The 15,904-nt window shown below is 28.4% G+C and carries 14 protein-coding genes; 13 read left to right on the top strand and 1 reads right to left on the bottom strand.

Annotated features, from left to right (window positions below; genetic code table 11):
* Positions 1 to 13: 13 nt before the first annotated feature.
* A complete protein-coding gene (locus Q3287_RS10530; RefSeq protein WP_054277265.1) occupies positions 14 to 712 on the top strand; it encodes a 5'-methylthioadenosine/adenosylhomocysteine nucleosidase in 699 nt (232 codons plus the stop codon).
* Between the two features lie 21 nt (positions 713 to 733).
* Positions 734 to 1,735, top strand: a complete 1,002-nt coding sequence (trpS, locus tag Q3287_RS10535) for a tryptophan--tRNA ligase (RefSeq protein WP_054271186.1) — start codon at positions 734 to 736, stop codon at positions 1,733 to 1,735.
* A gap of 160 nt (positions 1,736 to 1,895) precedes the next feature.
* Here trpS and Q3287_RS10540 read toward each other — a convergent pair whose 3' ends face one another.
* Positions 1,896 to 3,857, bottom strand: a complete 1,962-nt coding sequence (locus tag Q3287_RS10540) for a sigma 54-interacting transcriptional regulator (RefSeq protein WP_407964050.1) — start codon at positions 3,855 to 3,857, stop codon at positions 1,896 to 1,898.
* 303 nt (positions 3,858 to 4,160) lie between these two features.
* Here Q3287_RS10540 and Q3287_RS10545 point away from each other — a divergent pair, with 303 nt between their 5' ends.
* The 11 genes from Q3287_RS10545 (at position 4,161) to pyrR (ending at position 15,801) form a co-directional block, all read left to right on the top strand.
* Positions 4,161 to 5,198 (top strand): low specificity L-threonine aldolase, encoded by a 1,038-nt coding sequence (locus Q3287_RS10545; RefSeq protein ID WP_054271184.1) that lies wholly within the window; start codon positions 4,161 to 4,163, stop codon positions 5,196 to 5,198.
* Positions 5,199 to 5,264: 66 nt separating this feature from the next.
* Positions 5,265 to 6,491 carry an MFS transporter gene (locus Q3287_RS10550; protein ID WP_054271183.1) on the top strand — a complete coding sequence of 409 codons (1,227 nt, stop codon included), beginning with the start codon at positions 5,265 to 5,267 and terminating at the stop codon, positions 6,489 to 6,491.
* 56 nt (positions 6,492 to 6,547) lie between these two features.
* Positions 6,548 to 7,858, top strand: a complete 1,311-nt coding sequence (locus Q3287_RS10555) for an amidohydrolase (protein WP_167639616.1) — start codon at positions 6,548 to 6,550, stop codon at positions 7,856 to 7,858.
* Between the two features lie 508 nt (positions 7,859 to 8,366).
* Positions 8,367 to 9,569, top strand: coding sequence for a sensor histidine kinase (locus Q3287_RS10560; protein ID WP_054277260.1), 1,203 nt, complete (start codon positions 8,367 to 8,369; stop codon positions 9,567 to 9,569).
* 4 nt (positions 9,570 to 9,573) lie between these two features.
* Complete coding sequence (locus tag Q3287_RS10565) at positions 9,574 to 10,344, top strand: LytTR family DNA-binding domain-containing protein (RefSeq protein ID WP_074178487.1); 771 nt, start codon at positions 9,574 to 9,576, stop codon at positions 10,342 to 10,344.
* Positions 10,345 to 10,490: 146 nt separating this feature from the next.
* The gene (locus Q3287_RS10570; protein ID WP_054271179.1) at positions 10,491 to 11,912 is read left to right on the top strand and encodes a carbon starvation protein A; all 1,422 of its coding nucleotides are present in this window, start codon (positions 10,491 to 10,493) and stop codon (positions 11,910 to 11,912) included.
* 176 nt (positions 11,913 to 12,088) lie between these two features.
* On the top strand, positions 12,089 to 12,571 hold the full coding sequence (locus Q3287_RS10575; protein WP_054271178.1) for a TraR/DksA C4-type zinc finger protein: 483 nt from the start codon (positions 12,089 to 12,091) through the stop codon (positions 12,569 to 12,571).
* Positions 12,572 to 12,619: 48 nt separating this feature from the next.
* Complete coding sequence (locus Q3287_RS10580) at positions 12,620 to 13,390, top strand: polysaccharide deacetylase family protein (protein ID WP_054271177.1); 771 nt, start codon at positions 12,620 to 12,622, stop codon at positions 13,388 to 13,390.
* A gap of 158 nt (positions 13,391 to 13,548) precedes the next feature.
* Positions 13,549 to 13,995: a signal peptidase II gene (lspA, locus tag Q3287_RS10585; RefSeq protein WP_054271176.1), complete on the top strand. Its 447-nt coding sequence runs from the start codon at positions 13,549 to 13,551 to the stop codon at positions 13,993 to 13,995.
* Positions 13,964 to 14,911 (top strand): RluA family pseudouridine synthase, encoded by a 948-nt coding sequence (locus tag Q3287_RS10590; protein WP_054271175.1) that lies wholly within the window; start codon positions 13,964 to 13,966, stop codon positions 14,909 to 14,911. Before lspA ends, Q3287_RS10590 begins: the two co-directional genes overlap by 32 nt.
* A gap of 356 nt (positions 14,912 to 15,267) precedes the next feature.
* Positions 15,268 to 15,801: a bifunctional pyr operon transcriptional regulator/uracil phosphoribosyltransferase PyrR gene (pyrR, locus tag Q3287_RS10595; protein ID WP_054277257.1), complete on the top strand. Its 534-nt coding sequence runs from the start codon at positions 15,268 to 15,270 to the stop codon at positions 15,799 to 15,801.
* Positions 15,802 to 15,904: the final 103 nt, after the last annotated feature.

The following is a 15,904-nucleotide window of genomic DNA, read 5'->3' on the forward strand; positions in this document are numbered from 1 at the left end:
TTTAGGAGGAAAAATGAACGTAATAGGAATTATAGGTGCAATGGATGAAGAAGTAAGTATTTTAGTTAATTTAATGGATATTAAAGAAACTGTAAAAAAAGCTAGTTTAGAGTTTCATCAAGGAACATTAGAAGGAAAAAATGTAGTATTAGTAAAATGTGGTATAGGTAAAGTTAATTCTGCTCTTTGTGCACAGATACTAATAAGTGAATTTAAAGTTGATGCTATTGTTAATACAGGTGTAGCAGGTGCTTTGAACGAAAATCTTGATGTTAATGACATAGTGATATCGACTGATGCTATACAATATGATATAGATACTACAGCATTTGGAGACCCTAAGGGAGTTATACCAAGAATGAAGACTTCTGTATTTAAAGCAGATGAAAGACTTATAGATGCTGCTTACAAATCTTCTGTAGAGGAAGTAAAGACTCACAAAGTACTGAAAGGAAGAGTTGTTACAGGAGATAAATTTATAAATTCTAAAGAATTAAAAGATGAATTAGTAAATGATTTTGGTGGGTATTGTGGAGAAATGGAAGGTGGAGCTATAGCTCATGTATGTTATCTAAATAATACTCCATTCGTAATAATAAGAGCAATGTCTGATAAGGCAGATGGAAGTGCTGATGTTACGTATGATGTATTTGTACACGATGCTGCCAACAATTCTAAGGATATAGTTTTAAATATGTTAAAATCAATATAAATATAAGGAGGTACAAGTAAAATGAGTGAAAAAAAAGTTATATTTAGTGGTGCACAACCATCAGGAAAAATGACTTTAGGAAATTATATAGGAGCTATAAAAAACTGGACTGAACTTCAAGATAATTATGATTGCTATTATAGTATAGTTGATTTACATGCAATAACAGTACCTCAAGACCCTAAAGTTTTGAGAGCTAATGCTATAGAATTGCTTGCTCAATATATAGCTTGTGGATTAGACCCAGAAAAAAATACTATATTTATTCAATCTCATGTTAAAGAGCATGTTGAACTTATGTGGGTATTAAGTACAATGACTTATATGGGAGAATTAAGCAGAATGACTCAGTTTAAGGATAAATCACAAAAAAGTGAAGCAAATCTAAATGCAGGTTTGTTTACTTATCCAGTCCTTATGGCTGCTGACATATTATTATATCAAACTGATTTGGTTCCAGTTGGAGATGACCAAAAACAACATTTAGAGTTATCTCGTGATTTAGCAAATAGATTTAATAATAGATTCTCACCTACATTTGTGGTTCCAGAAGGATACTATCCAAAAGGTGGAGCAAGAGTAATGAGTTTACAAGAGCCAACTAAGAAAATGAGTAAATCTGATTCAAATGAAAATGCCTTTATATTATTAGCAGATGATTCAGATACTATAAAGAGAAAGATAAAGAGAAGTGTTACTGATTCTTTAGGTGTTGTAAAATATACTGATGAGCAACCTGGTATTAAAAATCTACTTGATATATACTCTAATTTAAGCAAAAAGAGTGTGGAAGAGATTGTAAACATGTATGAAGGTAAAGGTTATGGAGTATTTAAAGAAGATGTGGCTGAAGTAGTAGCAGAAAGTTTAAGACCTATAAGAGAAAGATATGTGGACCTTCTTAATAATAAAGATTATTTAGAAAAAATATATAGTATGGGAGCAGAAAAAGCTGAAAAACAAGCTAGAAAGACTCTTAGAAAAGTTTATAAAAAAGTTGGTTTTATAGAAAGAAGATATTAATGGTTAACTATAGATAAACATTTATCTTTTTAGTTAAATAAATTATAATAATAAATTAAAAATAATATTTATTTATGAAAAGGTTGTAAGTAGATTTGTATAAAAATACATTTACATACAACCTTTTCTTATCAAATAAGTTTAATAATTATTAGAAGATTTACTTAGATTCTTTTAATTTTCTCCATAAAGTACTTCTGCATATCCCAAGCTTATCAGCCACTATTTGTTTATTCCATTTACATTCATTTAAATAAGATAAAATAATTTCTCTTTCCATTACTTCAAGGGTATCTCTGTGTATCTTAATAATCTCCTTACTTTCTTTTTTGTCTTCTACAACATTATTTTCCATAACATCAGTTGTATTTTCTAAACAATTATAAATCAAATTATTATTATTATTTTCTTTGCCATAAAGAAGTACAAATCTATGAATAGTATTCTCTAATTCTCTAACATTACCTGGCCAATTATAATTTGTTAATATATCCAACTCATGTTTTTCTAAATATGGAATGTTTACTTTGTATTTTTTTGAATAGTAATTTAAAAAATGAATGGATAAAATCTCAATATCTCCCTTTCTATCAGAGAGAGTAGGTAAGTTCAAATTTAATATATTTAAACGATAATACAAGTCAGTTCTGAATTTATTATTGCGAGTTAATTTATTCATATCTTGATTTGTAGCTGCTATTATTCTAACATCAACTGAAATTATAGAATCTGAACCTATTCTATTAAATTCTTTTTCTTGTATTACCCTTAACAATTTACTCTGGAGAGAAATTGGTAGAGAATTAATTTCATCTAAAAAAATTGTTCCTGTATGAGCTAGTTCAAATAAGCCTTTTTTTCCATTTTTTTTTGCACCTGAGAATGCTCCTTCTTCATAACCAAAAAATTCACTTTCAAGAAGATTTTCAGGAATTGCTCCACAATTTATAGGTACAAAAGGTCCATTTTTTCTGTTACTTTCATTATGTATACTTTGTGCTAATAATTCTTTTCCAGTACCACTATTTCCAGATATTAGAATGCTTGCATCTGTTGAAGCATAGATGCGTGCAGAATTAATAACATTTTTAATAGCATTACTTTTTCCTATTATATCATCAAAATTATACTTTGCTACAAATCCTTTAGCATTCAATTTTGACCTAATTTTCTGTTCTTGCTCTTGAATTTTTTCAACGTTATGGAAACGTAATATCTTTTCTGCAAAACCACTTTCATTAAGATTGGATTTTTCTATCAGAAAATTTGACTTATCAATTTTGATTATTTCTTTGTCCTTACCTTCTTTATTTAAAAAATCAGCTATTGTGTTGTTTATGTCAACAATTTTTTTATTAAACACCTGAACATTTTTAATACCTAAGATATCTTCTAATGTTGAGTTAATCAGTACCACTTTATCACCATTAATTGCCATGACACCTTCTGATATATAGTTTACAATTAATTTTAGACTTTCTAATTGTTTTCTTTCTTTTTTTCTTACTTTAATTATAGAGAGAGCTTGTTTTATAGCTTCAATTACAGAAGTTTTACTTGATTTAACAAATACTACAGGCATTTTATTTGATGTACCACTTTCTAATGCGGCTATTCCTCCGCCCACCATTGCATCCATACCATCGGATTTTCCACAAATTACTTGGTTATGAATGTCATCTATAGTTTCAAAAGCATATATTTTAAGTTTATGTAGATTAAGGATATTTTTAATTATGTCAACTTTGTCTGTTATCAATTCTATTGTTTTTGAATGCATTATAATACCTATATTATCACCATATATCTTTGCAGAATTAACCGCATTTATAATATCAAAGTAATCAGGCTCCATTCTAATTATAACTGTATTTTTAAATATTTTACTTATGTGACTTGCCACACCACCTCTACTAATTATTACTTCAGGATATGAATACTCTGTAAAAAGATTGTTTAATTTACTTATTAAATAATCATTTATATTGTATCCCTCAATTACAGTTGGATATAAATTCATTTCATTAAGTATCTCAGATAATTGGGATTCAAATCCCTCATAAGGAGATAAAATCACCAAATCTTTTTCTAAATTGTTTGTTTCTGAATTAGTTATTTTCAATTTAATCACCTTCAAATCGTAATAATATGTCTAAATCAAGTCTTTAAAGTGTATCTATTAACAATCATTATATATATGTTTGTTTAATTATTCAACAAAATGTTTTATAAGATTATATAAATAAACATTATTGATTTATAACTATAATAAATATTAAACATAGAATACCCATTTGAATCTATTTCAAAGAGCTGGAATAGCATTGATGAGCAAGAAAACGATTTTTTAAAAAATTATTTGGCATACTTGTTGCTTATTATACTGTTGAAAGACTTAATTACATTTAGATAGGAGAAATATAATATGATTGATTTAAGAAGTGATACACTTACACAACCATCAGAAGAAATGTTAAAAATGATTCTTTTAGCACAAACTGGAGATGCGGGTAGAGAAGATGAGTATGGTAGAGGAGAAGATAAAACAGTTAATGAATTAGAAGATTTTGCAGCACAATTAACTGGAAAAGAATCTGCTGCATTTTTTCCTTCAGGAACATTGGCAAATACTACAGCAATCCTTACATATTGTAAGCCTGGAGATAAGGTACTTGTAGATGAAAAACAACATATTTTACTTAGCGAAAAAGTGGTTTTTGATTCACGTTTTGGACAGTTGTTGCCAATTAAATTTAAATTAGCAGAAGATGGTATTCCTGATAAAAGTGATATCATTAGACTAATTAAAACAAATAATATCAAATTGATAAGTATTGAAAATACACACAATTTTGCAGGTGGTAAATGTATACCTTTGGAAGATTTAAAAGAATTAAGAAAAGTATCTATAAAACATAATATTCCTATTCATATGGATGGAGCTAGACTATTTAATGCATCTATTGCAACAGGAGTTGATGTAAAAGATATTTGTAAGAATGTGGATTCAGTTATGTTTTGTATTTCTAAAGGTTTAGGTGGACCTATAGGTTCAATTTTATCTGGGAGTAAAGATTTCATAGGTGAAGCTAGAAAACTTAGAAAGCTATTAGGTGGTAATATGAGACAAGCTGGCATAATAGCTGCTACTGGAATCTATGCTCTAAAGCATAATGTAGAAAGATTAGCTATTGACCATAAAAATGCAAAATATTTAGCCGATAATTTAAAAGATATTAAGGATATAAATATAGACCATAATGTTCAAAGTAATATTGTCATTATAAATATAGGCAAATCTAGAGTAGCTCAAGAGGAGTTTTGTAATAAATTATTACAGAATGGTTTGAAGGTCACAGTATTGCCATCTGGAGAGATTAGATTAGTATTTTATAAAGGAATTACTACTGAAAATGTAAAGCAAGCTGTGAAAATCATAAAACAAGTTTTAAATGAAATATAAAAAGTTATAAAAAAGATTAGTGTTTATAAAAGTTATTAAAAAACGTATAAAGGGGTGGCAAGTTTTATGGAAAAGGTAGATAATAATAAAAAATATATTATTTTAGGTATACTATTTATTGCTTGGTTTGTAGGGTATTGTGATAAGATGGCAATTAATGTTGCTGCAATACCAATAAGTAAAGAGTATGGTCTAAATCCAACACAAGTGGGTTTTTTAATTAGTTCATTTTCTTTTGGTATGGCCATTATGTCCCTTTTTGGAGGATACTTTGCTGATAAATATGAATCTAAAAAATTGATTATAGTAATAGTATCTATATGGGCTATATTTTCTACACTTACAGGTATGTCATGGTCATTTGTTTCTCTTATGGTGATAAGGTTTATGTATGGATGTGCAGAAGGAATATTTCCACCAGCAAGTTCAGTTACAATAGCAGAGAATTTTAAAAAAGAGCAATTTGGAAGAGCAAAGTCTTTTCTTATATCAGCAGGTCAGTTAGGGACTGCTTTTGCGGGTTTAATTATAGCGTATTTGGCATTTTCTTATGGATGGAGAAAAGCATTTTTCATTTTTGCCATAGCTGACTTAATAATTGCTTTGTCTTTGTATTTATTAAATAAAAATGAAAAAAATACAGGTAAGAGTACACAAAAAACAAAATCAAAAAAAGTTCCTCTTAAAGAAGCTTTTAAAAATCCTATTGTGTGGAAGACACCAATTATTCAATTTGGCGTAGGATTTTTAATGTGGGGATTAAACTCTTGGTTGCCACAATACTGGGTGAATGTCAAACATTTAGATATTAAAACTATGGCTACTTATTCAATGATACCAGCACTTGCATCATTTGTTTTTGTAAATATATCAGGATGGATTATTGACAAATATTTTGTTGGACGTGAGAAAATAGCTATTATTGCTTCTCTAATCATAATGTGCATTTCTGTTTTCTTAATGTATAATACTGGAAGTATTGTTTTAGGATTTATATATCAAACGATTGCTAATTTGGGAGTATGTTGTCTGAGCCCAGCATTTTATACATTAGTGTTAAAATATGTTCGAAAGGATTTAGTTGGTACAGCAACTGGATTTATAGCTTTTGGGTCATCTGTTGCTGGAATTATTGCACCATTAATAATGGGTCTTTCAATTACTCTTCTTAAAGGGTCTTATATAGCAGTTTTCGGAATGATTATAGTTATACTTATATTATGTATATTTCTTGCAGCTACAATTAATACACGTGAACAAGCTGAAAAAAACATGAATGAGCAGAATTTGTAGTGAATAAGGTTTTTTAATATTTGGAATGAATAATATTTATAAAGGGAGTGTGTATTATGTATTATAATTTTGAAAGAATTGATGAAGTAGAATTTAAGAAAGAGCTTATTAAGGTTCGCAGAGACTTACATAAATATCCAGAATCAGCATGGACTGAGTATCGTACTACTGTAAAAATAATTGAAATGTTTGAAGAATTAAAAATTCCTTATATGTATGGAACTGAAATTCATTCACCTGAACATATGCTTGGAAAGCCTGATATAGATATTCAAGAAGAGTGTATTAAACGTGCTATCAAAGAAACTGGAAGAGAAGATTTAATCAATAAAATTGCTGGAGGATTTACAGGAGTAGTTGGTATTATTGAAGGAGAACAAGCTGGTCCTACTGTTGCAATTCGTTTTGATATTGATTGTAATGATTTGATAGAAAGTGACGAACCTGGACATGTTCCTGTAAAGGAAGGTTTCAATTCAGAGCATCATGGATGTATGCATGCCTGTGGTCATGATGCACATACTGCTATTGGATTTGGGACAGCAAAGATTTTATCAAAATACAAAGACAAGATTAAAGGAAAAGTTATGCTTATATTTCAACCTGCTGAAGAAGGTGGAAGAGGTGCAATTTCTTTAGTAGAAAAAGGAATTCTACATGAGGTTGATTACATATTTGGTGGTCATATTGCAAATGTAACAGGTAATTTAGGAGCAATAGCAGCTGGTAGTTATGGATATCTTGTTAGTAGTAAATTTGATGTCTGTTTTGAGGGAAAATCAGCTCATGCAGGTAATTGTCCAGAGGTTGGTCATAATGCCCTTGCTGCAGCAGCAACAGCAACACTAAATATGCTTGCTATACCTAGAACTGGAAAAGGTGCAAGTCGTATTAATATTGGAGTGTTGCAAGCAGGTACAGGGCGTAATGTTATCCCTGATAATGCTATTTTGAAAGCTGAAACAAGAGGTATTACAAATGAAATTAATGAATATATGCTTGAAAGTGCAATTAGAGTATGTGAATCTTCTGCATTAATGTATAAGTGTAAATATAGTCTAAATTTTAAAGGAAAATCTGCTGATTCTTATTGTGATAAAGATTTTGTAGAGTTTGTAGCAAAATCAGGTAAATGTATTGATGGGATTAGAGAGATAGTTGATTATGCTGATTTGGGTGCAGGAGAAGATTTTACATTTATGATGAATGATGTTCATAAGCATGGTGGAAAAGCGACATATCTTCTACTTGATGCTGAATTAACTGAAAAACATCATAATAGAAACTTTGATTATAATGAGGATATTATACCAATCTCTGCCATGTTATACTCTAAAGTTGTTTTAGATATCTCATCCAACTATTAAAGTTGTTATAAAAAATTAAGATAAATATAAAATGGGGGCATATCAAACAGAGATTAGCCCCTATTTATATGTAAATGTTGATAAACTTAATTTTACATATATAGAAATATACATAAAAAAAGATGAGCTTCTGCTCATCTCAAAGGGGTTAGATTATTCTTACTTTGGGGAAAGTAGAATAAAGGTAAAAGTTAACTAACGTTAACTTTGTCTTTTTTGCATATCACTACTGAGCATAAAAAAATCAGAAAACCATAGCCTTCTGAACTAACTTTAAATATGTACTTTATACCCAATATGTAATTTATGAGTTAATTTTAACTCTTATAATAAAAATTGTCAATAATATATCAAAAAAACATTTTTTAAATTTATATAATTAAACAGATTTATGTTTCTATATAGATGATATGATACAATAACTATGGAATTTATTTTTATGTATTTAACTTACAGTAAAAATAATAAATTTAAAGTGTATGAATAGTTACTTTTTAAGAGGGAAAATATGAAAACATCAATTTTAATAGCATTAATAGAAAAAACAAGTCTTATTGTTGTATTATTTCTTCTGATAACAAAGTCAAAAACGTTTAAGCAAATATTTCAAAAAGAAGAATACAGTTTTAATGATTTGGTATGTATAGCATTAGTTTTTACCTTTTTGGCTATATTTGGTACTTACAATGGTATAAATTATATGGGTTCAATAGTAAATACCAGAATAATATCTATAGTATCAGGAGGTGTTTTATTTGGACCAATGGTAGGTATTACAGCAGGGGTTCTTTCTGGTATTCATAGATACTTTATGGATATTGGAGGTATAACATCTGTCCCATGTCTTTTATCAAGTATCCTAGCAGGTGTATTGTCTGGATTTCTATACAAGAGGATACCAAAACAACATAGAGTAATATATGGCATACTGGTAGGTATGGTTTCTGAAAGTTTTACTATACTACTTATATATTTAATATCGCATCCACATTCTTTAGCGATTCAAATAATTGGTGGAATATATTTGCCTTTAATTGTTGGACAGATTGGAATAGGATTTGTTATATCCATAGTTGAGGGGATTGAAAAAGATAAAAAGGATATAGAAGCAAGAAATAAAGCAGAAATAAAGGCACTTCAAAGACAGATTAATCCTCATTTTTTATTTAATTCCTTAAACACAATAGCTTCATTTATAAGATTCAGTCCAGATAAAGCCAGAGAACTAATAATAAATTTATCAACTTATTTAAGATATAATCTGGAATATAGTGATAATTTAATAGATATAAATAAAGAAGTTGAGCAGGTCAAATCTTTTGTAGAGATAGAAAAGGCTAGATTTGGAGAATTATTAACTGTATCTTATGATATAGATGATGTAAATATAAAGATTCCAAGTTTGATTATACAACCATTGGTGGAAAATGCAATAATACATGGGATTTTAGAAAGTGGTAGAGCTGGTACAGTAAAAATATCTATAAAAAAATTACAATATTCATTAGAAAATACTGTAAGAATATCAATTGAAGATGATGGTATAGGTATAAGTGAGGAAATCATAAATAATGTATATCAAGATAATATGCCTGAAAATAAGATTGGGCTTTATAATGTGCATTTAAGACTCAAATTAATGTATGGAAATGGGCTTAATATGAGAAGAACTGACAATGGGACTTTGATAGTATTTTATGTAAAGGAGTAGTAGGATGAGAGCTATAATAGTGGAAGATGAGTTTCCAGCAAGAAAGGAATTGAGATATTTTATTGAAAATAAAAGTAGCATTGAGGTAGTGAGTGAATTTACTAATGGTATAGAGGTGTTAGATTTTATTCAGGAAAATAAAATAGATGTAATTTTCTTGGATATAAATATACCTCATCTTGATGGTATATTGCTTGCAAAGACATTGAATCAATTTAAATCGAGACCTAAAATTATTTTTATAACAGCGTATGAAAATTATGCAGTTGATGCTTTTTCTTTGGGTGTATTTGATTATGTGCTTAAGCCATATTCTGAAGAGCGAATAATTTCTATGCTGAATAAGTTAGAAAAAAGTGAAATGAATAGTTCTGAACTATCTAATGATAATAATAATTTATCCAATGACAGGAAAGACATAATAAATCAAAATATAGAAGAAATAACACATAAAATTAGTCTTTGGAAAGGTGACAAACTGGTTGTAATAGATATTGATGATATATATTATTGTGAAGCCAATGAAAGGCAGACATTCATATATACAGAGAAAGAAAAGTTTATATTAAAAGAAGGAATTTCAGAAGTAGAAACTATGGTAAATGATAAAGCTTTTTTTAGAACACATAGGTCTTATATCGTAAATTTAAGCAAAGTAAAAGAAATTATACCATGGTTTAATAATACATACATATTAAAATTAAAAAATAGTGATTATGAGGTAACTGTAAGTAGAAGCAAAGTAAAAGAATTTAGGTTATTGATGCATATATAAAGTCATTTCATGTACTTAAATATGCACTTAATGTAATTAACATTTATATTAGCATAAAAAAGTATTACTATTTGAACTGGAAATAGTTTTCTTAAACTTATAAAAATTTATAAAGCAATTATACAAAAAACTAAGGGGATGAATTTATGGTAAGTTTTTTAGGTTCAATAGTAGTACTTATAGCAGGGTATTTTATCTATGGTACATTTGTAGAAAAGGTTTTTGGAATCAATGATAAAAATCAAACTCCAGCTATAGCTTGTAGAGATGGAGTAGATTATGTTCCAATGAAATGGAAGAGAATCTTTTTAATTCAATTTTTAAATATCGCAGGATTAGGACCTATATTTGGTGCTATACAAGGAGCATTATTTGGACCATCAGCATTTTTATGGATTGTATTTGGAACAATCTTTGCAGGTGGAGTACATGATTTTGCTTCTGGATATTTATCAATGAAAAATAAAGGTACATCTGCATCAGAGCTGGTAGGTCTTTATTTAGGTAATGGTGCAAAAATAGCAATGAGAATATTTAGTGTTATTCTTTTAGTACTGGTTGGAGTTGTGTTTGTAACAGGTCCAGCAGGATTATTAAAAACATTGACAGGTATAAATACGCAAATATGGGTTGGGGTGATAATTCTTTATTATATTATGGCTACTGTTTTACCAATAGACAAATTAATTGGTAAAATATATCCTGTATTTGGAGCTGCTTTGTTAATTATGGCAGTAGGTGTAGCAGGAGGATTAATAATAAAGGGATATAACATACCAAATATAAATTTACAAAATATGAATCCAAATGGAACACCTTTATTTCCATACTTATTTATAACAATAGCATGTGGAGCAATATCAGGTTTCCATGCAACACAATCACCACTAATGGCAAGATGTGTTGAAAAAGAGAGTGAAGCAAGACCTGTATTTTATGGTTCAATGGTTGCAGAAGGTATAATAGCTTTAGTTTGGGCAGCAGCAGCCATGTCATATTTCCATGGTATACCTCAACTTAATGTAATATTTAATGATGGTGGAGCAGCAACAGTTGTAAATACAGTGTCTGTTGGATTGATGGGTCCTATTGGAGGGGCTTTGGCTATACTTGGAGTTGTAGCATGTCCTATAACTTCTGGAGATACAGCATTTAGAAGTGCTAGATTAACAATAGCAGATGCAATGAATTATAATCAAGATGCAGTTAAAAATAGATTTTTAATAGCTTTACCATTGTTTGCAGTTGGTGTTGCTCTTACATTTATAGATTTTAATATAATTTGGAGATATTTCTCTTGGGCAAATCAGACACTGGCTATGATAATGTTGTGGACTGGTTCTGCATATTTGGTTAAAGCAAATAAAAATCATTATATAACTACATTACCAGCACTTTTTATGACTGTAGTTACATTTAGTTACATAATGCAGGCAAAAGAAGGTTTTAGATTGCCAGTTAATATATCTAATGGAATAGGTATTGTTGTTGCAATAATCCTGGGACTTTTATTCTTTAAAAAGGCTAAAGATATCAAAGAACAAAATAGTCATAAATTGGCAAGTTAGAGAAATGTTTATTATAAAAAATTAAAAATTTATATTTAAATTATGTTCAAAAAATTGTAGGTAAATTTAAAATTTACCTACAATTTTTTTATCAAATCTTATTTTTTACTGTATGTTTAATTTAGTTTTCCACATACTATTTTTATGATATAAATATGAAAATAGAGGTGTTGAAAATGGATACTAAAAAATATAAAGATAGATTATTAAAGGAAAAAGAAAAATTAACTAATTTAGTAGTAGATATGAAAGACAATACTTTATTTGGAGATACGACTAAACATACAAGCGAAAAGTATTCATCAGGAGAGCTATCTAGTTATGATAATCATATAGGAGATATGGGAACAGATGTATATATGCAAAATATGCAAAATAGCTTAATAAATCATGAAGAAGGAAGAATGTATCAAATAGATTTAGCCTTATCTAAAATAGAAGATGGAACGTATGGGATTTGTGACTTATGTCATAAAAAAATAGATTTAGAAAGATTGGATATATTACCAGATACAAATTTATGTAATAGTTGTGCTAATAAGAATGATGATTTATTAGGAGATGCAAGTGAAAATCCTGAAGTTGAAAATACTAATTTTTATTCTGAATACTTGACTGATTTGACTGATTTAAATAAAAATGAATTATTGAAAGACTAAAAACTGACATCACATATTATTCAAGTGAATTGGAAAAGAGGTAATGACATGAAAAAGGTAATATGGGGTATATGTATATGTTTATTATCACTAGTAGGTGTGTATACATATAATCATAATCAAGATAACTTAAAAGAAACTTATAGTTTGAGTGATAGTAAAATTAGTGATTATGAAGATGTGATAATAAAAAAAGGAAATGATGATGAAAAGGTTATAGCTTTGACCTTTGATGATGGTCCAGATGAGGTCTTTACACCACAAGTACTTGATATACTAAAGAAAAATGATGTGAAGGCAACTTTTTTTGTGGTTGGAGAAAAGGTAGAATATAATAAAGAATTATTAAAAAGACAGTATGATGAGGGACACGAGATAGGGAATCATACGTTTACACATATAAATGTCGCAAAAAATAGTTATGGTAAGGTAGAAAAAGAAATAACAGACACACAAAATGCTGTAAAAAATGTAATTGGAGTAGAACCCAAAATATTTAGACCTCCATATAGAGCCATGAGTAAGAGTGTTTGCGATATTATAGTTTCTAAGCGTATGAACATAATTCTATGGTCAAACTTAGACCCTAGAGATTGGTCTAATCCTGGGGTAGGAAGTATTATAAATACTATTCTTACAAAAGTTCAAAATGGTAATATAATACTTTTACATGATTATAATAATAAAAGGAATGATAAGTCACAAACTATACAAGCCTTAGAAGTAGTAATACCTAAATTAAAAGAAAAAGGATATAAATTTGTAACAATATCAGAACTTATAGCTCACTTAGATAAAAATGAACAAGTACAAAAATAAAAAATATTTATTAAAATATTAATGATGTTTGTATTGCAAATTTACAAGCATCATTAATATTTTAAGATAGTTGCTCTTTGGAGTATTTTTTTTGTATAATAGTAATAGCGTGTTTCAAATAAAATTGATTTTTAAATAATTTATAGGGGGAAAAATAATTGCTATATGTATTAATAATAATTCTACTTATAGGATTAGACCAACTGTCTAAAATATGGGTATTGAATAATTTGGTAGATGTATCAACAATACCAATAATAAATAATGTATTTCATTTAACTTATGTAGAAAATAGAGGTGCAGCATTTGGATTACTACAAAATAACCAATGGATATTTATAATAGTTGCATTACTTGCAACAGTGTTTGGATTATATTATCTTAATACAAGAAAAGTACATATATTTGGTAAGCTGGGTATTATATTAATAATATCAGGAGCATTAGGAAATCTAGTTGATAGAGTTAGACTGGGTTTTGTAGTAGATTATTTCGACTTTAGGATTATATGGGAATATGTATTTAATATAGCAGATGTATTTGTAGTTGTAGGAACTGTATTTTTATGTATATATGTTTTATTTTTTGAAAGTAAAAGTAGGTGATTTAATGGATGAAGTAAAAGAGTTTTTGGTACTTGAAGAGGAAGAAGAGATTAGACTTGATGTTTATCTAGCAGAGCAACTAGGTGATATGTCACGAAGTTATATACAAAAAATTATAAAAGATGGTAAAGTAAAGGTTAATGATAAGGTAGAAAAGGCTAAGTATCTAGTTAAAGAAGACGATAATATTGTTATAGAGATACCAGAACCTAAAGTTTTAGAAGTTGTAGCTCAAGATATTCCAATAGATATTGTATATGAAGATGATGATGTTTTGATAATAAACAAACCTCAAGACATGGTTGTTCATCCGGCTCCTGGAAATTATGAAAATACATTGGTAAATGGGATTTTATACCATTGTAAAGATAAATTATCATCAATAAATGGTGTTATTAGACCAGGTATAGTTCATAGGATAGACAAAGATACTTCTGGTCTTCTTATGATAGCTAAGAATAATTATGCACATAATTTTTTAGCAGAACAATTAAAGGAACATACTATAACTAGAGAGTATGAATTTATATGTTATGGTGTGGTTAAAGAAGATAAAATAACTGTAGACAAGCCTATAGGAAGAAACCCTAAAGATAGGCTAAAAATGGCTATAGTAAAAGATGGTAGAAATGCAACTACGCATTTTGAAGTAGTAGAAAGATTTGATAAATTTACTCATATGAGGGCTAGACTTGAAACTGGTAGAACTCATCAAATAAGAGTTCATGCTTTATCTATAAATCACCCGCTTTTAGGTGATAGTGTATATGGTCCAAAAGAAAATAAATTTAAATTAAAAGGACAAACTTTACATGCCAAGAAGTTAGGATTTATACATCCTACTACAAAGGAGTATATTGAATTTAATTCAGAATTACCCGAGTATTTCAAGGAAGTTATTAGAAAAATTAAATAAGAGTTTGCGTGGTACTATAAATCATTTATTTGTTTTTGTATAAGTGATAAATTTAGTGAAATTTAACTAAAATATTTTATATTAAAGTATTTTGCTTAAAAAAGCTTGAAAAATTTGAAATATAAATATATAATTTGAGTTAATGGATTATAAAAATTATCTTTAAACGATACAGAGATATCGTAAGACAATTGCTAAATTAGACTGTATATTTTTATATAAGAGCTTCTTGTCTTGTGATGAGGAGTTTTTTGTTGTTTAAATTGAAATTTTAAGTAAGAATAAAATTATAAAAATTAAGAGAAAGGAGTAGACTTGTCAAAAAGATATATTATATATTTGACAATAATTATGATATGGTAGAAAAAGCTCAATTAATGGATGAAAAAGCAATAGTAAGAGCAATTACTAGGATAAGTCATGAAATAATTGAAAGAAATAAAGGTGTAGAAAATCTAGTTTTAGTTGGAATAAAAACCAGAGGTGTACCAATTGCAAATAGAATTTCTAAAAGAATAGAGCAAATAGAAGGCACAAAAGTGGATACAGGAGATATTGATATAACCTTGTATAGAGATGATTTGGAAAAAATTGATGTGGAACCTGTAGTTAAGGGAACGTATTTAGACTTTAATGTAAATGATAAGACAGTGGTTCTAGTTGATGATGTTTTGTATACAGGAAGAACTGTGAGAGCAGCGCTGGATGCTATTATTGATATAGGAAGACCTAAGTCAATACAATTGGCAGTATTAGTGGATAGAGGACATAGAGAGTTGCCTATAAGAGCAGATTATGTAGGAAAAAATGTACCTACTTCTAGACATGAAATTATATCTGTTAGTTTACTAGAAATTGATGGAGAAGATTCAGTTACAATCAAAGAATAATAATTTTAACATATTGTATAAAAGCTTAGCATTGAATAGTCAGGGAGGAGGATAAAGCTTACATAGATTGCACAAAATAAATATTATAATTTTATGTATGTGT

Origin of the sequence: Clostridioides sp. GD02404 (genome assembly GCF_045898275.1) — a bacterium.
In the GTDB taxonomy this organism is placed as follows: domain Bacteria; phylum Bacillota; class Clostridia; order Peptostreptococcales; family Peptostreptococcaceae; genus Clostridioides; species Clostridioides difficile_A.